This window comes from Pseudomonas sp. NFACC05-1 (assembly GCF_900100135.1).
Lineage (GTDB): Bacteria > Pseudomonadota > Gammaproteobacteria > Pseudomonadales > Pseudomonadaceae > Aquipseudomonas > Aquipseudomonas fluorescens_Q.
Genome location: NZ_FMTR01000018.1, coordinates 60,843 through 76,739, shown reverse-complemented (window position 1 = coordinate 76,739; position 15,897 = coordinate 60,843). Strand labels below are relative to the sequence as shown.

Annotated in this window: 19 protein-coding genes and 1 tRNA gene; 3 read left to right on the top strand and 17 right to left on the bottom strand. The window is 59.7% G+C overall.

What is annotated here, in order from left to right; genetic code table 11:
- Positions 1-69 precede the first annotated feature (69 nt).
- The 9 genes from BLO97_RS22560 to thrS form a co-directional block, all read right to left on the bottom strand.
- Positions 70-146 (bottom strand) — tRNA-Pro (locus BLO97_RS22560).
- A 90-nt stretch (positions 147-236) separates the two neighbouring features.
- Positions 237-593, bottom strand: coding sequence for a MerR family transcriptional regulator (locus tag BLO97_RS22555; RefSeq protein WP_003179985.1), 357 nt, complete (start codon positions 591-593; stop codon positions 237-239).
- A complete protein-coding gene (gene ihfA / locus BLO97_RS22550; protein ID WP_002553164.1) occupies positions 574-876 on the bottom strand; it encodes an integration host factor subunit alpha in 303 nt (100 codons plus the stop codon). The genes BLO97_RS22555 and ihfA overlap by 20 nt, the downstream gene beginning before the upstream one ends.
- Before the next feature lie 3 nt (positions 877-879).
- Positions 880-3,258, bottom strand: coding sequence for a phenylalanine--tRNA ligase subunit beta (pheT, locus tag BLO97_RS22545; RefSeq protein WP_092348274.1), 2,379 nt, complete (start codon positions 3,256-3,258; stop codon positions 880-882).
- 35 nt (positions 3,259-3,293) lie between these two features.
- Entirely contained in the window at positions 3,294-4,310 is a 1,017-nt protein-coding gene (gene pheS / locus BLO97_RS22540; protein WP_063320398.1) for a phenylalanine--tRNA ligase subunit alpha, read from the bottom strand.
- Between the two features lie 109 nt (positions 4,311-4,419).
- On the bottom strand, positions 4,420-4,776 hold the full coding sequence (gene rplT / locus BLO97_RS22535; RefSeq protein ID WP_002553161.1) for a 50S ribosomal protein L20: 357 nt from the start codon (positions 4,774-4,776) through the stop codon (positions 4,420-4,422).
- A gap of 30 nt (positions 4,777-4,806) precedes the next feature.
- Positions 4,807-5,001 carry a 50S ribosomal protein L35 gene (rpmI, locus tag BLO97_RS22530; protein ID WP_002553160.1) on the bottom strand — a complete coding sequence of 65 codons (195 nt, stop codon included), beginning with the start codon at positions 4,999-5,001 and terminating at the stop codon, positions 4,807-4,809.
- A gap of 60 nt (positions 5,002-5,061) precedes the next feature.
- A complete protein-coding gene (gene infC, locus BLO97_RS22525; protein WP_169432615.1) occupies positions 5,062-5,613 on the bottom strand; it encodes a translation initiation factor IF-3 in 552 nt (183 codons plus the stop codon).
- On the bottom strand, positions 5,613-7,535 hold the full coding sequence (thrS, locus tag BLO97_RS22520) for a threonine--tRNA ligase (protein ID WP_003203626.1): 1,923 nt from the start codon (positions 7,533-7,535) through the stop codon (positions 5,613-5,615). The genes infC and thrS overlap by 1 nt, the downstream gene beginning before the upstream one ends.
- Positions 7,536-7,906: 371 nt before the next feature.
- On the opposite strand from thrS, the gene BLO97_RS22515 reads away from it, so the two are divergent.
- Complete coding sequence (locus tag BLO97_RS22515; RefSeq protein WP_063320397.1) at positions 7,907-8,209, top strand: hypothetical protein; 303 nt, start codon at positions 7,907-7,909, stop codon at positions 8,207-8,209.
- 289 nt (positions 8,210-8,498) lie between these two features.
- Positions 8,499-8,711: a cold-shock protein gene (locus BLO97_RS22510; RefSeq protein ID WP_003179963.1), complete on the top strand. Its 213-nt coding sequence runs from the start codon at positions 8,499-8,501 to the stop codon at positions 8,709-8,711.
- Positions 8,712-8,779: 68 nt separating this feature from the next.
- Here the strand turns inward: BLO97_RS22510 and BLO97_RS22505 are convergent, their stop codons facing one another.
- On the bottom strand, positions 8,780-9,094 hold the full coding sequence (locus BLO97_RS22505) for an I78 family peptidase inhibitor (RefSeq protein WP_014337548.1): 315 nt from the start codon (positions 9,092-9,094) through the stop codon (positions 8,780-8,782).
- A 162-nt stretch (positions 9,095-9,256) separates the two neighbouring features.
- A complete protein-coding gene (locus BLO97_RS22500) occupies positions 9,257-9,562 on the bottom strand; it encodes a hypothetical protein (RefSeq protein ID WP_092348271.1) in 306 nt (101 codons plus the stop codon).
- A 128-nt stretch (positions 9,563-9,690) separates the two neighbouring features.
- Here BLO97_RS22500 and BLO97_RS22495 point away from each other — a divergent pair, with 128 nt between their 5' ends.
- Positions 9,691-9,888 (top strand): hypothetical protein, encoded by a 198-nt coding sequence (locus tag BLO97_RS22495; RefSeq protein ID WP_003203634.1) that lies wholly within the window; start codon positions 9,691-9,693, stop codon positions 9,886-9,888.
- A 48-nt stretch (positions 9,889-9,936) separates the two neighbouring features.
- Here the strand turns inward: BLO97_RS22495 and BLO97_RS22490 are convergent, their stop codons facing one another.
- Genes BLO97_RS22490 through BLO97_RS22465 form a run of 6 tightly spaced genes read right to left on the bottom strand, consistent with a single transcriptional unit; the run spans position 9,937 to position 15,885 of the window.
- Complete coding sequence (locus BLO97_RS22490) at positions 9,937-10,965, bottom strand: nucleoside hydrolase (protein WP_003203636.1); 1,029 nt, start codon at positions 10,963-10,965, stop codon at positions 9,937-9,939.
- A gap of 30 nt (positions 10,966-10,995) precedes the next feature.
- On the bottom strand, positions 10,996-11,400 hold the full coding sequence (rbsD, locus tag BLO97_RS22485) for a D-ribose pyranase (protein ID WP_092348268.1): 405 nt from the start codon (positions 11,398-11,400) through the stop codon (positions 10,996-10,998).
- Positions 11,397-12,311 carry a ribokinase gene (gene rbsK, locus BLO97_RS22480; RefSeq protein WP_092348265.1) on the bottom strand — a complete coding sequence of 305 codons (915 nt, stop codon included), beginning with the start codon at positions 12,309-12,311 and terminating at the stop codon, positions 11,397-11,399. The genes rbsD and rbsK overlap by 4 nt, the downstream gene beginning before the upstream one ends.
- A 23-nt stretch (positions 12,312-12,334) precedes the next feature.
- The gene (locus BLO97_RS22475) at positions 12,335-13,354 is read right to left on the bottom strand and encodes a LacI family DNA-binding transcriptional regulator (protein ID WP_092144384.1); all 1,020 of its coding nucleotides are present in this window, start codon (positions 13,352-13,354) and stop codon (positions 12,335-12,337) included.
- 3 nt (positions 13,355-13,357) lie between these two features.
- Positions 13,358-14,335 (bottom strand): ABC transporter permease, encoded by a 978-nt coding sequence (locus tag BLO97_RS22470; RefSeq protein ID WP_092144381.1) that lies wholly within the window; start codon positions 14,333-14,335, stop codon positions 13,358-13,360.
- Positions 14,332-15,885, bottom strand: a complete 1,554-nt coding sequence (locus tag BLO97_RS22465) for a sugar ABC transporter ATP-binding protein (RefSeq protein WP_092348262.1) — start codon at positions 15,883-15,885, stop codon at positions 14,332-14,334. Before BLO97_RS22465 ends, BLO97_RS22470 begins: the two co-directional genes overlap by 4 nt.
- Positions 15,886-15,897 lie beyond the last annotated feature (12 nt).

Below are 15,897 nucleotides of genomic sequence, written 5' to 3'. Positions count from 1 at the left end.
CAATGCGGGGTATTTTTTAGGCATGAAAAAGCCCAACCTTTTCAGATTGGGCTAAGTCATTGAAAAATATGGTCGGGACGGAGTGATTCGAACACTCGACCCCTAGCACCCCATGCTAGTGCGCTACCGGACTGCGCTACGCCCCGACTAGGCGTGAATCTTGTTCCGCTTCTCAACGGAACGCTCAGGAATATATCGCAAGCTTTTGAAAACTGGAAGTATTTAAAAGCAGAAATTTATTTCTTGAGCACCACCAGCACATCTTCAAGCTCGGCGATCATCTGGCGGATCATCTGTTTGTACTGGGTTGTATCGTCTTTGGCCTCATCACCGGAGAGGCGCAGGCGTGCGCCGCCGATGGTGAACCCCTGATCGTACAGCAGCGCGCGGATCTGCCGGATCATCAGCACGTCTTGACGCTGATAATACCGGCGGTTTCCGCGGCGCTTGACCGGGTTGAGTTGAGGAAACTCCTGCTCCCAATAGCGCAGCACGTGCGGCTTTACCGCACACAGCTCGCTGACTTCACCAATGGTGAAGTAGCGTTTGCCCGGGATGACGGGTAGTTCGTCGTTATGACTTGGTTCCAGCATAAGCCTCAACTCGGGCCTTCAACTTCTGCCCTGGACGAAAGGTGACCACACGGCGAGCCGTGATCGGGATTTCTTCTCCCGTTTTCGGATTGCGGCCAGGCCGCTGGCGTTTGTCCCGAAGGTCGAAATTGCCGAAACCGGACAACTTGACCTGCTCGTTGTCTTCCAGAGCGTGCCTGATTTCTTCGAAAAACAGTTCGACCAATTCTTTGGCCTCCCGTTTATTCAGGCCCAGCTCCTCATACAGACGTTCCGCCATCTCAGCTTTCGTCAGAGCCCCCATACGTCACTTCCTTAACGTGGCGTTCAACCTGTTTTCGAGCGAGGTGAGGATGTTCTGCGTTGCGGTATTCACCTCATCGTCATTAAGAGTGCGCGATGGATGCTGCCAGGTCAAGCCAACTGCAAGGCTTTTTCTATGCGGATCAATGCCTTTACCCTGATACACGTCAAATAGCCTGAGGTCCGTGAGCCATTCGCCTGCATTTTCACGGATTACCTCCAGCACAGCGCTGGATGCAACGTCGCGATCAGCCAGCAGCGCCAGGTCACGACGCACTTCAGGAAAGCGCGATAACTCCTGGAATTTCGGCATTTTCCCCTGGGCGACTTCAGCCAGAACCAGCTCGAAAACGAAGACCGGACGATCAAGGCCCAGGGTTTTCGACAGTTCCGGGTGAATGGCACCGACATAGCCGACTTCGCGCCCGTCTCGCTCGATGCGTGCGGTCTGTCCAGGATGCAGCGCTGGATGCTTACCCGGCACGAAAGTGAACGCGTCGAGCGCACCGGCGAAGCCGAGCACCGCTTCCACGTCAGCCTTGACGTCGAAGAAATCGACGACATCGCGACCTTGGGCCCAGCCTTCCGGCAAGCGACTGCCGCAGACCACACCGGCCAGCATCGACTCTTGCTTCAAGCCGTCCAGTTGACCGACGAAGCGCAGGCCGCTTTCGAACAGACGCACGCGATCCTGCTGACGGTTCAGGTTGTGCTGCAGCGACTTGACCAAACCAGGCCACAGCGACGAGCGCATGGCGGCCATGTCGTTGGAGATCGGGTTGGCCAGCAACAGCGGCTCGACACCTGGATTGAACAGCTCGAACTGACGCGGATCGATGAAGCTGTAGGTGATCGCTTCCTGATAACCGCGGGCCACCAGCAGGCGGCGCAGTTCCGGCAGGTCGCTGCGAGCTTCAGCCTTGGCCTGTGGGGCCAGGCGTGCTTGCGGGTAGCGAACCGGCAGGCGGTTGTAGCCATACAAGCGGGCCAGTTCTTCGATCAGGTCGACTTCCAGGCTGATATCGAAGCGATGGCTTGGCACTTCGACGCGCCACTGCCCTGCCCCATCCGCACTGATACCCAGGCCAAGGGCACTGAGCAGGCGCTCGACTTCGGCAGCGTCCATTTCCATGCCCAGCATCTGGGTGATGCGTTGGGCACGCAGCGTGATCGGAGCGATCTTCGGCAGGTGCTGTTCGCTGACAGTTTCGATGATCGGGCCAGCTTCGCCACCGGTGATGTCCAGCAGCAAGCCAGTGGCGCGCTCCATGGCTTCACGGGCCAGTTGCCAGTCCACGCCACGCTCGTAACGGTGCGAAGCATCGGTGTGCAGCCCATAGGAGCGCGCCTTGCCAGCCACTGCGATCTGGTCGAAGAACGCGCTTTCAAGGAATACGTCACGGGTCGTGGTGGAAACACCGCTGTGCTCGCCACCCATTACGCCGGCAATCGCCAAGGCGCGGGAATGGTCGGCAATCACCAGTGTATCGCTGCGCAAGGTCACTTCCTGGCCGTCGAGCAGGACCAGCTTCTCGCCCTCTTCGGCCATGCGCACGCGAATACCGCCGTTGATTTCGGCGAGATCGAACGCGTGCAGCGGTTGACCCAGCTCCAGCATCACGTAGTTGGTGATGTCGACGGCGGCGTCGATGCTGCGCACGTCGGCACGGCGCAGGCGCTCGACCATCCACAGCGGCGTCGGCTTCGACAGGTCGACGTTACGGATCACGCGGCCCAGGTAACGTGGGCACGCCGCTGGCGCGAGGACTTCAACCGAACGCACCTCATCATGCACCGCTGGCACGGCCGCGACCACAGGACGCGTCACGGGGACGGCATACAGCGCGCCGACTTCGCGGGCCAGGCCGGCCAGGGACAGGCAGTCGCCACGGTTCGGCGTCAGGTCGACCTCGATGCTCGCATCGTCCAGGCCCAGGTATTCACGAATATCCTGGCCCACCGGCGCATCCGCCGGCAGTTCCATCAAGCCATCGTTGCCTTCGCCAATCTGCAGCTCGGCCTGGGAGCACAACATGCCGTTGGACTCGACGCCGCGCAGCTTGGCTTTCTTGATCTTGAAGTCGCCCGGCAGTTCGGCACCGATCATGGCGAACGGGATCTTCAGACCCGGGCGCACGTTGGGCGCGCCGCAGACCACCTGGAAGGTTTCCGCGCCATTGCTGACCTGGCAAACCCGCAATTTGTCAGCGTCCGGGTGTTGCTCGGTGCTCAACACCTCGCCCACCACCACGCCGCTGAATTCACCGGCGGCCGGCGTGACGCTATCGACCTCAAGACCGGCCATCGACAGGCGAGCAACCAGCTCGTCCCGACTTACCTGCGGGCTTACCCAGCCGCGCAGCCATTGTTCACTGAATTTCATCCTGCTCTCCTAATAGATTCGTTACCGACCGCGACCTAGCGAAACTGCGCAAGGAACCGCAAGTCGTTGTCGAAGAACAGGCGCAAGTCATTCACACCGTAACGCAGCATGGCCAGGCGCTCGGCGCCCATGCCGAAAGCAAAACCCGAGAATTCTTCCGGATCGATACCGGACATACGCAGCACGTTCGGGTGAACCATGCCGCAGCCCATGACTTCCAGCCAGCCAGTCTGTTTGCAGACGCGGCAGCCTTTGCCGCTGCACATCACGCATTCCATGTCGACTTCAGCCGATGGCTCGGTGAACGGGAAGTACGAAGGGCGGAAACGTACCGCCAGTTCTTTTTCGAAGAACACCCGCAGGAACTCTTCGATCGTGCCTTTGAGGTCGGCGAAATTGATGTCGCGATCAACCAGCAGGCCTTCGACCTGGTGGAACATCGGCGAGTGGGTGATATCGGAGTCGCTGCGGTACACACGGCCTGGGCAGACGATGCGGATCGGCGGCTGCTGCGATTCCATGGTGCGGACCTGTACCGGCGAGGTATGTGTGCGCAACAGCATGTTCGCATTGAAATAAAAGGTGTCATGCATCGACCGGGCCGGGTGATGGCCTGGGATGTTGAGCGCCTCGAAGTTGTGGTAGTCGTCTTCGACCTCAGGGCCTTCGGCAATGCCGTAGCCGATGTGGGTGAAGAACTGCTCGATGCGTTCCAGCGTGCGGGTCACCGGATGCAGGCCGCCGGAAGTCTGGCCACGGCCAGGCAGGGTCACGTCGATGGACTCGGCGGCGAGTTTGGCAGCCAGATCCGCCTCCTCGAACAACGCCTTGCGCGCGTTAAGGACCTCTGTGACACGTTCCTTGGCAACGTTGATCAGCGCACCGACCTGCGGACGCTCTTCGGCCGGCAGGTTCCCCAGGGTCTTCATCACCTGGGTCAACTCGCCCTTCTTGCCAAGGTACAGAACCCGGATTTGCTCCAGGGCATTGATATCTTCAGCGCTTTGCACAGCCTCTAGTGCTTGAGCGACCAGCGCATCCAGGTTTTCCATGTACAGACTCCAGATACAAAATAGGGGAAGAGCTTTAAGGCTCTTCCCCTATTTATGACGTTTAACACCCGAGCCCACAGAGGTGAGCCCTGGTGACTGTCGGGGGTACTTAAGCCAAGGTGGCTTTAGCTTTCTCGACAATCGCAGCAAACGCCGCTTTTTCGTTCACTGCCAGATCAGCCAGAACCTTACGGTCGATCTCGATGGACGCTTTTTTCAGGCCGGCAATGAAACGGCTGTAGGACAGACCGTTAACACGAGCACCAGCGTTGATACGAGCGATCCACAGAGCGCGGAACTGACGTTTTTTCTGACGACGGTCACGGTAGGCGTATTGGCCTGCCTTGATTACCGCTTGCTTGGCAACACGGAATACGCGGGAACGCGCGCCGTAGTAGCCTTTAGCAAGTTTCAGAATTTTTTTGTGACGCTTACGGGCAATGACGCCACGCTTTACACGAGCCATGAGTTACTTCCTCTATTCTTGATCCAAAAATTAACGAAGGCGCAGCATGCGCTCGACTTTTGCCACGTCAGACGGATGCAGCAAGCTGCTACCGCGCAGTTGACGCTTACGCTTGGTCGACATTTTGGTCAGGATGTGGCTCTTGAAAGCGTGCTTGTGCTTGATACCGTTAGCAGTTTTCAGAAACCGCTTAGCAGCACCACTTTTGGTTTTCATCTTTGGCATGTTCGGATACTCCGCATTCAGTTGATAAACATAATCGCAAGGCCTGCCGTGCCCTGGTGATTACTTCTTCTTTTTCGGGGCGATGACCATGATCAGCTGGCGTCCTTCCATCTTAGGATGCTGTTCGACCGAACCGTACTCGAGCAGGTCTTGTTCAACCCGCTTGAGGAGTTCCATCCCCAGCTCCTGGTGGGCCATCTCACGGCCGCGGAATCGCAAGGATACCTTGGCCCTGTCCCCGTCACTCAGGAAACGTACCAGGTTGCGCAGTTTTACCTGGTAATCCCCTTCCTCCGTCCCTGGACGAAACTTGATTTCTTTTACCTGAATCTGCTTCTGGTTTTTCTTCGCCGCGGCAATCTGCTTCTTCTTTTCGAAGATCGACTTGCCGTAGTCCATCACCCGGCAAACCGGTGGGACTGCGTCTGCGGAAATTTCTACCAGATCAAGCTTGGCTTCTTCAGCAATACGAAGCGCTTCATCAATCGAGACGATGCCAATCTGCTCGCCGTCAGCGCCAATTAACCGAACCTCGCGTGCCGAGATATTCTCGTTGATCGGGGCTTTCGGTGCAGCTCGTTTATCTTGTCTCATTTCACGCTTAATAATAATTACTCCAAATCTGGGCGACCACGCCGGGAAACCGCTTGCGCGAGGAACTCAGCGAATTCGGCGACGGGCATCGAGCCCAGGTCAGCACCTTCACGAGTACGCACAGCGACAGTCTGCATCTCGACCTCCCGATCTCCAATAACCAAGAGAAAGGGAACCTTGAGCAAAGTATGCTCGCGGATTTTAAAGCCGATCTTTTCATTTCTCAAGTCGGACTTGGCACGAAATCCGCTTTGGTTGAGAGTTTTTTCGACTTCGGCGGCAAAATCTGCCTGTTTATCAGTGATATTCATGATCACTGCCTGGGTCGGCGCCAGCCACGCGGGGAACGCACCCTCGTAGTGCTCGATCAGGATCCCGACGAAACGCTCGAAGGAACCGAGAATCGCGCGGTGAAGCATGACCGGGTGCTTGCGGCTGTTGTCTTCGGACACGTATTCGGCGCCCAGACGGATCGGCAGGTTGAAATCGAGCTGCAAGGTACCACACTGCCACACGCGACCGAGGCAATCTTTCAGCGAGAATTCGATTTTCGGACCGTAGAAGGCCCCCTCACCCGGCTGCAGGTCGTACGCCAGGCCCGCGCTATCGAGGGCAGCCGCCAGGGCCGCTTCGGCGCGATCCCACAGTTCGTCGGAGCCAACGCGCTTTTCCGGACGAGTGGACAGTTTCATTTCGACTTCGGTGAAGCCGAAGTCGCGGTAGACGTCCATGGTCAGCTTGATGAAGGCGGCGGATTCGGCCTGCATCTGCTCTTCAGTGCAGAAAATGTGCGCATCGTCCTGGGTGAACGCACGCACGCGCATGATGCCGTGCAGCGCACCCGAAGGCTCATTACGGTGGCAGGCACCGAACTCGGCCAGGCGCATCGGCAACTCGCGGTAGCTTTTCAGGCCCTGGTTGAACACCTGCACGTGGCAAGGGCAGTTCATCGGCTTGATGGCGTAGTCGCGGTTTTCCGACTGGGTGGTGAACATGTTGTCGGCGTAGTTGGCCCAGTGCCCGGATTTCTCCCATAGGCTGCGGTCCACTACTTGCGGCGTCTTGATCTCGAGGTAGCCGTTTTCACGCTGGACCTGGCGCATGTACTGCTCGAGCACCTGGTACAGGGTCCAGCCGTTAGGGTGCCAGAACACCATGCCCGGGGATTCTTCCTGGGTGTGGAACAGGCCCAGGCGCTTGCCGATCTTGCGGTGATCGCGCTTCTCGGCTTCTTCGATACGCTGGATGTAGGCCGCCAGTTGCTTCTTGTCGGCCCAGGCAGTGCCATAGACGCGCTGCAACTGCTCGTTCTTCGCATCGCCACGCCAGTAGGCGCCGGACAGCTTGGTCAGCTTGAAGGATTTGAGGAAACGCGTGTTCGGCACGTGCGGGCCACGGCACATGTCGACGTATTCTTCGTGGTAGTACAGGCCCATGGCCTGCTCGTCCGGCATGTCTTCCACCAGACGCAACTTGTAGTCCTCGCCACGGGCCTTGAAGACTTCGATGACTTCGGCGCGCGGGGTGACTTTCTTGATGACGTCGTAATCCTTCTCGATCAGCTGCTGCATGCGCTGTTCGATGGCCGCCATGTCTTCCGGCGTGAAAGGACGCTCGAAGGCGATGTCGTAATAGAAGCCTTCGTCGATGACCGGCCCGATGACCATCTTCGCGCTCGGGTACAGCTGCTTGACCGCGTGGCCGACCAGGTGCGCGCAAGAGTGGCGAATGATCTCCAGCCCCTCTTCATCCTTTGGCGTGATGATTTGCAGCGTGGCGTCGCTGTCGATGACGTCACTGGCGTCGACCAGCTTGCCGTTGACCTTGCCGGCCAGGGTGGCCTTGGCCAGGCCCGCGCCGATGGATGCGGCGACCTCGGCTACGGAAACCGGGTGATCGAATGAACGTTGACTGCCGTCGGGAAGAGTAATAGTTGGCATGGCGCCTCCTCTCCTAGTGGTGACCCCTACCAAAGGTCACGTGGGTTGGGATGAGCCAGTACAAGATCCAGTCCAGGCCATTCAATGACGAACGCCTGCCTTACAGCGGCAGGAGCCTTGCGGCCAACCGGGAAAACCGAACCAGAGTGACTGGGATTCAAATCAGGGTTATTTCGAACATTTGCCGCCGGGACGAGTTGTCATCCGCAGCCTGGAAATACCCGAGCCCGGCATGCTAGCACAGATGAACGGTCATCACCGCGCTCGAATTGAAGCAGGCGTAAATCCACGGTTTTTATGCCAGAGTGCTGAACTGAACCGAGCGCAACGCCTCAGATATCAAGACATCGACCCGAAAGGAGCATCTTCGCATGCGTCTCAATACATTGTTTGCAGTAGTCGCCCCACTCGCCCTGCTGCTTCCACTGACCGCCCATGCCGACTGGCCCAAAGGCGAGCGCGAAAAATACATGGCCCAATGCACGGAGGCGGCAGCACCCCAGATCGGCCCGGCCGCTGCCAAGGCTCATTGCGCCTGTGGCGCCGATGCGATCAAGTCCTATCCAGCCTCGGACATCCAGGCCTTGATGGACAACAAGGCCACCCCGGATCTGCAGCAAAAGGCACTGGGCCAGATCGCAAAATGCAAGGCTGACAACAAGGCGAAAAAGTGAGAAAGCAGGCTTCCTGAACGAGCCCGGCAGGGTTGAAAAACACTGATTTCAGGCTTTTTTGAACGATTTATTCAGGTTTTACAGCTTTTTTTATCGTCTTTACTTTCGGCTGAAAGCCTTTAAAACCGGGCCTTTCAGCGGGTAAAGGCGGTAAAGTAAACACGACTGATTGGCAAACAGCGCGTCTGGGGGGGTCCCAAATCGAACATTTCGACTATGATACCCGGGTGTGCCCAGTTGGCCTGAGCAGCACAGTACACTGAAAATATATGTTTCTTGGAGATACACCATGTCTAATCGCCAAACCGGCACCGTTAAATGGTTCAACGATGAAAAAGGCTTCGGCTTCATCACTCCTCAAGGTGGCGGTGACGACCTGTTCGTACACTTCAAAGCTATCGAAAGCGACGGTTTCAAAAGCCTGAAAGAAGGCCAGACCGTTTCCTTCGTGGCTGAGAAAGGCCAAAAGGGTATGCAAGCTGCACAGGTTCGCCCAGAGTAATTTCTTGGCGCACTAAAAAAACCCCGTCCATGTGACGGGGTTTTTTATGGGCGATTGAAAACCGCCTGTCAGCCGCAGTTCACCCGGTTGACCACCAGGTTGGCATCGGTATTGAGATTCAGGCGATCGGAGCGGTACTCAAGCGTCACCATGTCGTTGGGCTTGAGGATTCGGGCGATCTGCGCGCCGGCACGGGTACGAGCCTGCTCCAGCAATTGTGGCGAGGCCTGCTTGCCAATGGCGAACTCGGCGCCCTTCGCTTCGCAACGGCCGTGACCGGTCTCGGTCGCCACGGGTTCGGGAGTCGATTCCGAGGTGCTGCTGCAACCGCTCAAGACCACGGCGGCCAACAGAGTACTCAATGACGCGAGCTTCCAAGGCATGAAGCCTCCTTTTTTCGATAGATAAACAGAGAGCGTGCGACAACCCAAACGGCGCTTGGTTTCAACACCACAGCCGTCGGCCTGGCTCATCCGGAAAACCGGCAGTTTGCCTGAGCCGCCACGGCTATTCAGACATGAATCGTGACTGGATATGAACACCGCTCAATAAACGTCGATGTAATCGAACGGAGGATTGGACCAGTTATCCTTCAGCGCATTGTAGATCTGCATGACCCAGACCTCGTCGCTGGCCGCAACCCGTCCGACGTACCCCGAGCCCTTCGCCCAGGTTTCGAGCCGAAACAGCAAACCATCGATGTCAGCGCCACCGACCACACCCGAGGACAAATAGGCGATACCGCCCTTGGTCACGCGCAGCTGGGTATGCTCGTCATCACTGGCCGAGGCCAGCAATTGACGAACCGCCTCGAGGGTCAGGCCATCCGGAGCGTTCAAATCGATCTGCACGGCGGGGCTCCTTTAAAAACAAAAAAAAGAGTGTCGCACAGCCCTCCTCCAATGCCTAAGTCGCAGTGCCAAACCGGGGGCAAAAATGCTTAACTCCACTTACAGCCCTCCAACTCGCGAGCCCTACCATGAGCACCGTCAGCATCGAAGCCACCATCAATGCCAAATGGTCGGAGGGCCATAGCTCCTATAGCCCGAGCAGTCCCGAGGAGTTGGCAATCATCGGCATAGAATTGCTGGTGAGGGAACTGGGGACGGAGGTCGCCCGCAACTTCATCCAGCAGGCATTCGAACGCTATCCGAGCGTTGTCGACGCCGTGGACTGATGCTCACGCACCCGCAGGCCCACCTGCGGGCGCATATAACCAGGCAGGTTACTTGAGGCGCGCCAGGCGCTCGGTCAGCAGGTCGAAGAAGCCCTGGGCATCACCGTTTTCCACCCAGAACGCGTTCTTCGGCGCTTTCAGGCCATCGTACCAGTCGACGATGGTCTGCCCGAACGTCGGGCCCTCACGACTGTCCACGACGACATTGACCGAACGACCAGTGAACAACTGTGGCTTGAGCAGATAGGCGATCACCGTCGCGTCATGCACCGGCCCGCCCGTCATGCCGTAGTGCTCCATGTCGCCCTTGACGTATTCGTTGAGGATATCGCCCACCAGCTTGCTGGCATTGTTGTTCAGCGCCGCGATCTGCTTCAGGCGCGCCTCGCTGGTGAGGATCTTGTGGGTCACGTCCAGCGGCAGGTAGGTCAGTTTCACACCGCTCTTGGCCACCACCTCGGCCGCCTGCGGATCGGCGAACAGATTGAACTCGGCCACCGGCGTGATATTGCCGCCGTTGAAGTGCGCACCGCCCATGATCACCACTTCCTTGATGCCCTGGACGATATCGGGCTCCTGCACCAGCGCCAGGGCCAGGTTGGTCTGCGGGCCAAGCATGGCAATGGTGATGCTGTGGGGCTTGGCCGCTTTCAGCGTGTCGATCAGGTAGTTGACGGCATTGCCTTCGGCCAAGCCCTTCTTCGGCTCGTGCACCGTGACACCCGACAGGCCTTCCTTGCCATGGATGTTTTCCGCGTAGATCGGCGTGCGCATCAACGGTTTCGGCGCACCGGCATACACGGGCACGTCTTCGCGCCCCGCCCATTCCCGGGCCAGGCGAGCGTTGCGAGAGGTCTTGTCCAGGCGCACATTGCCGGCGACGGTGGTCAGCGCACGAATATGCAACTCCTCGGGCGACGCCAGGGCGAACAACAGCGCAACCACGTCATCGGCCCCTGGGTCGGTGTCGATGATCAGGTCGATTTTTTCCGCCGCCTGGGCGCTCGTAGCGGTGATCAATGACAAAAGCAGCAGACTCCGGATCAGTTGATGCATTTTCTGAGCATAGCGGTGCATGGCGCACTCCTTGTGCAGGGTTGAACAGGGTTAGAACGTCACTCCAGCGACCAGCACGATATTGCAGTACGGAGAGCACTCGCCTGTGCGAATGATCGCCCGCGCCTGCCGGCTGATGATCTTGAATTGTTCATGGCTGACCAGCTCTCGCTCGCCCAACGCACCCTCGGCATGCAGTGCTTCCAGGGTCGTCAGCGCCGACGGTTGTTTGTCGAGGATCTCCTCGGCCAGGACATGGCTTTCCACCTGCATTTCGCTGAGCACCACCTTCAAGGTGCTGACAAAGTCAGGAATGCCATGGGTCAGGGCCAGGTCGATCAATTCGACCTGAGGCGGCACAGGCAGGCCGGCATCACCGATGACCACCTTGTCGCCATGGCCCAGGGAAGCGATCAGTCGTGACAGTGCCACATTCAACAACGGCGTCTTTTTCATGATTTGAAAGCCTGTACTTCCAACAACGTGGGGATTGAAGGCTGCGCGCCCGCGCGGGTGACCGACAGCGCGGCGGCGGCCTGGCCGAAACGAATCGCATCGACCTCGCTTTTGCCGCTCGCCAGGGCTGCCGCGAAGCCGCCGACAAAGGTGTCTCCGGCCGCCGTGGTGTCCACTGCCTTGACCCGCGGGGCCGGGAAGTGTTCGAAGCTGGCGCCGTTGGCGAACATCAGCCCCTGGGCCCCCAAGGTGACGATCACCTTGCCGGCACCGGCGGCGATCAGATGCGCGGCGGCGGCCTCTGCGGTTTCCAGGGAATCCACCGCCAGCCCGCTCAGCACCGCTGCTTCGCTTTCATTGGGAACCAGGTAGTCGATGCAGGCGTACCAGTCGGCGGGCAACGTATGGGAAGCCGGCGCCGGGTTGAGGATGACGATTTTGCCCAGCTCACGTGCGCGCTTGAGGGCATGGCCGACGGTGGCATCCGGCACTTCGAGCTGGCAGATGATGACATCGGCGCTTTGCAGCACTTCATCGACACTGTCCAGGACCTCGGCGGTGAGCGCACCGTTGGCACCGGCAACGATAACGATCGCATTCTGGCTATTGTCGTCGACGACGATCAGCGCCACGCCGCTGGCCCCCTCCACCACGCTGACCGCTTGGCAGTCGATGCCCTCGGCCAACAGCCCGCCACGCAATTGTTCGCCGTAGGCATCATTGCCCACGCAACCGACCATCGATACCTCGGCGCCCAGGCGCGCGGCGGCCACCGCCTGGTTGGCACCCTTGCCGCCCGGGATGGTGGAGAAGGACTCGCCGATCAGTGTTTCACCACCACGCGGCAGACGCGGCGCCCGGGTCACCAAGTCCATGTTCAGGCTGCCTATTACCACTACTTTTGCTGGCATACATCACTACTCATCAATTCGGTTCAGCGGTATTGGGCGAATGTGCCGGACAGCGGCGCAGTCGACTCTCGCAGGACAATACTTGGCGTCACGATCCGCTGCTCGGTGGCAAGGCCCGGCGTCGCAATTCGTCGCAGCAGCACTTCGGCCGCCATCTCGCCGAGCTGCAGGATCGACTGCCCTACCGTGGTCAATGCCGGGTAGACATAACGGCTCATCTGGATGTCATCGAAACCGATGACCGACAGTTCGCTGGGCACGCGCACATTGCGTTCAGCCGCGGCGCGCAGCACACCGATACCGATCATGTCGTTGGCCGCAAAAATCGCGCTCGGCGGCTGCTGTTCAAGCAACTGCGCAGCGGCGCGGTAGCCGCCGGTACTGGTGAAATCGCTCTCGAGCATGCGTTCGACAGGCAGCTCGATCCCGGCCTCTTTCAGCGCACGGCAGTAACCGGCCAAGCGCATTTGCGCCACGCTGGTATTGGCCGGGCCACCGATGAAGGCGATATCGCGGTGACCCAGCTCAAGCAGGTGCCGGGTCGCCAGGTACGCACCGCATTCATGATCGATGCGCACCAGGTCTGCGTCGACACCCTCGAGCCCACGGTCGACGATCACCATGGGGGTGCGCACGTTGGACAGCCCCTCGGCCAGGCCGACATCACCGCCGGCGGACGCGAAAATCAGGCCGTCGATGCGTTTTTCCAGCAGCACCCGCAGGTAGCTGCGTTGCTTGTCCGGGTTGTCGTCGGAGTTGCACAGAATCACGCAATAGCCGTTGCGCTCACAGTAGTCCTCGATACCCCGGGCCAACTCGGCAAAGTAAGGATTGAGGCTGTTGGGCACCAACAGGCCGATGGTCGCCGTGGTCTTGGCCTTGAGCGACCGGGCCACGGCGCTTGGCACGTAGTCCAGGCGCTCGATGGCCGCCTCGACCTTGAGCCGCACTTCCTCGCTGACCGGCCGCGTCTTGTTCACCACGTGGGACACGGTGGTGTAGGAAATCCCGGCGAGCGCTGCTACATCCTTGATCGTCGCCATGGTTCAGCCCCGCCGACTGGCGCGCTGGCTGCGATAGGTATCGAGCACGACCGCCACCACGATCACCGCACCGGTAATGATGCGCTTGGTTGGCTCAGTGGCGCCGATCTGCGCCAGGCCCGCCGCCAGCACGGAGATGATCAGCACGCCAAAAAAGGTGCTGATGACCGAACCGCGGCCACCCATCAGGCTGGTACCACCGATGACCACGGCAGCGATGACTTGCAGCTCAAGCCCTGAACCGGCGTTCGGATCCGCCGCTTCCAGGCGCGAAATCTGGAACAGCGCGGCCACACCTGCCAGCAAGCCCATCAGGCTGAATACCAGGATCTTGTAGGGCTTTGGATTGATACCGGCCAGGCGCACGGCTTCTTCATTGGTGCCGATGCCGATCAGGTAGCGACCGAACACGGTTCGGGTCAGCACGGCCTGGGCAATGAAGATCACCAGCAAGGCGATGATGAATGAAGGTGAGATACCAAAGGCGATGGGATTGGACAGCCAGGCGAACGAGTCGCCGATGTAGGCAGTCCGGGAGCCGGTCATCTGGTACGCCAGGCCCCGGGCCATTTCCAGCACACCGAGGGAGACGATGAACGATGGGATCCGCCACGCCACGGTAATCGAACCGGTGACCGTACCCGCCAACGCCGCCACGGCCATGCCGAGCAAGGCCGATGGCCACACGCTCCAGCCCCAACCGAGCACGGCCACGCTGACCGTCGATGCCGCCAGCGCCAGCACCGACCCCACCGACAGGTCGATGCCACCGATGATCAGGATGAACGTCATGCCGACCGCCAGCACCATCAGGTCGGGAATCTGGTTGGCCAAGGTGCTGAAGGTGTCATAGGACAGGAAATGGCTGCTCAGCGCCGAGAACAGCGCGATCATGGCCAGGAGCGCGCCAGCCAGGCCCAGGTAGGTCCCGAGGCCATAGAAGTTGCCACTCGATTTGCCGACGGCAGGTGCGGTTTTCATGAAAGATCCCTAGGCGCTGCTTCGTTGAGCAACGCATCACGTTTCTGGTAGCCGGCGAATGCGGCGGCAAGCAAGTCATCCTGGGTCCAACTGTCGCGCTCGAAGGTGTCGATCAGGCGCCCGGCGGACAGCACGCCGATCCGGTCGCAGATCAACATCAGCTCCCGCAGGTCGCTGGACACCACGACCAGCGCCTTGCCCTGGCGAGTCAGCTCGCCGAGCAGCGCATAAATGTCGAATTTGGCGCCGACGTCGATGCCACGGGTCGGCTCATCGAACAACATGACCGCGCAATCGCGTTCGAGCCAACGCCCGATGACCACTTTCTGCTGGTTGCCACCCGACAGCTCGGACACCAACTGGGTCGGGCTGGAACTGCGGATGCGCATGGCATCGACCTGCCGCTGTGCCAAGGCCAGTTCGGCATCGCCATTGACCAGGCCGGCGCTGGAAATCTCCGGCATGTTGCCCAGGGCAATGTTGGCGGCGATGGATTGGGTCAACAGCAGGCCTTCACCCTTGCGGTCTTCGGTGATCAACGCAATGCCATGGGCCACCGCATCGGCCGGGGAGCGAATGCTCACGACCTGGGCCGGCGAACCCAGCGCCACCGTGCCACTGTCAGCAGTATCGGCACCGAAGATCAGCCGCAACAGTTCGGTACGCCCTGCCCCGATCAGGCCGGAGATACCGAAGATCTCGCCACTGCGCACTTCGAAGGACACGTCGCGGACCTTGTCGGAGCGTGTCAGGCCTTTAACCGTCAGCGCCGGCGCGCCGATCTGGCGTGGACCCAGGTCGATATGCTCACCCAGCTCCCGGCCGACCATCAGGGTCACCAGTTGCTCGCTGTTGTAGTTGGCCATCGGCTCGACGCAGACCAGGTTGCCGTCACGCAGCACGGCAATGCGCTGGGCGACCCGCGCCAGTTCTTCGAGGCGATGGGAAATGTAGATGATCGATACGCCGCGAGCCTGCAGACGCGTGATCTGTTCAAAGAGCATCTCGACTTCGCGGGCCGTCAGCATGGCGGTCGGTTCATCGAGAATCAGCACATGGCAATCGCCAATCAGGTTGCGGGCGATCTCGACCATTTGCTGGTGACCGATCCCCAGTTCGCCGACCAACGTGTCAGGATCGATCGCATCGAGCCCCACCTGGGCCATGGCCTCAATGGCCGCCTTGCGCAATTGCTTGCGACTGATCCAGCCGCCGTGACTGGGCAGGTTGTCGAGGAACAGGTTCTCGGCCACGGACAGGGTCGGCAGCAGGTTGAGTTCCTGCATCACCATGCGCACGCCCAGCTCTTCAGCCTGGGTCCGGCTGCCAGGACGATAATCCTGCCCCTGAAATTGCATCTGCCCGGTCGTCGGCGTCACCAACCCGCCGATGATCTTGGACAAGGTGCTTTTGCCGGCGCCATTTTCGCCGGTCAGCGCCAGCACTTCACCGCGCATCAACGTCAGGTTGATATCGGTCAGTACCGGCTGGGCATAGGTCTTGCCGATACCGCTGACGCACAGGACAGCGTTCGGGTCGCGAACGGACATAACAAACTCTCC

Excerpts from the sequence above, each read along its gene's own strand:
- BLO97_RS22555 (WP_003179985.1), bottom strand. The coding sequence starts at position 593 with ATGCTGGAACCAAGTCATAACGACGAACTACCCGTCATCCCGGGCAAA.
- ihfA (WP_002553164.1), bottom strand. The coding sequence starts at position 876 with ATGGGGGCTCTGACGAAAGCTGAGATGGCGGAACGTCTGTATGAGGAG.
- pheT (WP_092348274.1), bottom strand. The coding sequence starts at position 3,258 with ATGAAATTCAGTGAACAATGGCTGCGCGGCTGGGTAAGCCCGCAGGTA.
- pheS (WP_063320398.1), bottom strand. The coding sequence starts at position 4,310 with ATGGAAAACCTGGATGCGCTGGTCGCTCAAGCACTAGAGGCTGTGCAA.
- rplT (WP_002553161.1), bottom strand. The coding sequence starts at position 4,776 with ATGGCTCGTGTAAAGCGTGGCGTCATTGCCCGTAAGCGTCACAAAAAA.
- rpmI (WP_002553160.1), bottom strand. The coding sequence starts at position 5,001 with ATGCCAAAGATGAAAACCAAAAGTGGTGCTGCTAAGCGGTTTCTGAAA.
- thrS (WP_003203626.1), bottom strand. The coding sequence starts at position 7,535 with ATGCCAACTATTACTCTTCCCGACGGCAGTCAACGTTCATTCGATCAC.
- BLO97_RS22515 (WP_063320397.1), top strand. The coding sequence starts at position 7,907 with ATGCGTCTCAATACATTGTTTGCAGTAGTCGCCCCACTCGCCCTGCTG.
- BLO97_RS22510 (WP_003179963.1), top strand. The coding sequence starts at position 8,499 with ATGTCTAATCGCCAAACCGGCACCGTTAAATGGTTCAACGATGAAAAA.
- BLO97_RS22505 (WP_014337548.1), bottom strand. The coding sequence starts at position 9,094 with ATGCCTTGGAAGCTCGCGTCATTGAGTACTCTGTTGGCCGCCGTGGTC.
- BLO97_RS22495 (WP_003203634.1), top strand. The coding sequence starts at position 9,691 with ATGAGCACCGTCAGCATCGAAGCCACCATCAATGCCAAATGGTCGGAG.
- BLO97_RS22490 (WP_003203636.1), bottom strand. The coding sequence starts at position 10,965 with ATGCACCGCTATGCTCAGAAAATGCATCAACTGATCCGGAGTCTGCTG.
- rbsD (WP_092348268.1), bottom strand. The coding sequence starts at position 11,400 with ATGAAAAAGACGCCGTTGTTGAATGTGGCACTGTCACGACTGATCGCT.
- rbsK (WP_092348265.1), bottom strand. The coding sequence starts at position 12,311 with ATGCCAGCAAAAGTAGTGGTAATAGGCAGCCTGAACATGGACTTGGTG.
- BLO97_RS22475 (WP_092144384.1), bottom strand. The coding sequence starts at position 13,354 with ATGGCGACGATCAAGGATGTAGCAGCGCTCGCCGGGATTTCCTACACC.
- BLO97_RS22470 (WP_092144381.1), bottom strand. The coding sequence starts at position 14,335 with ATGAAAACCGCACCTGCCGTCGGCAAATCGAGTGGCAACTTCTATGGC.
- BLO97_RS22465 (WP_092348262.1), bottom strand. The coding sequence starts at position 15,885 with ATGTCCGTTCGCGACCCGAACGCTGTCCTGTGCGTCAGCGGTATCGGC.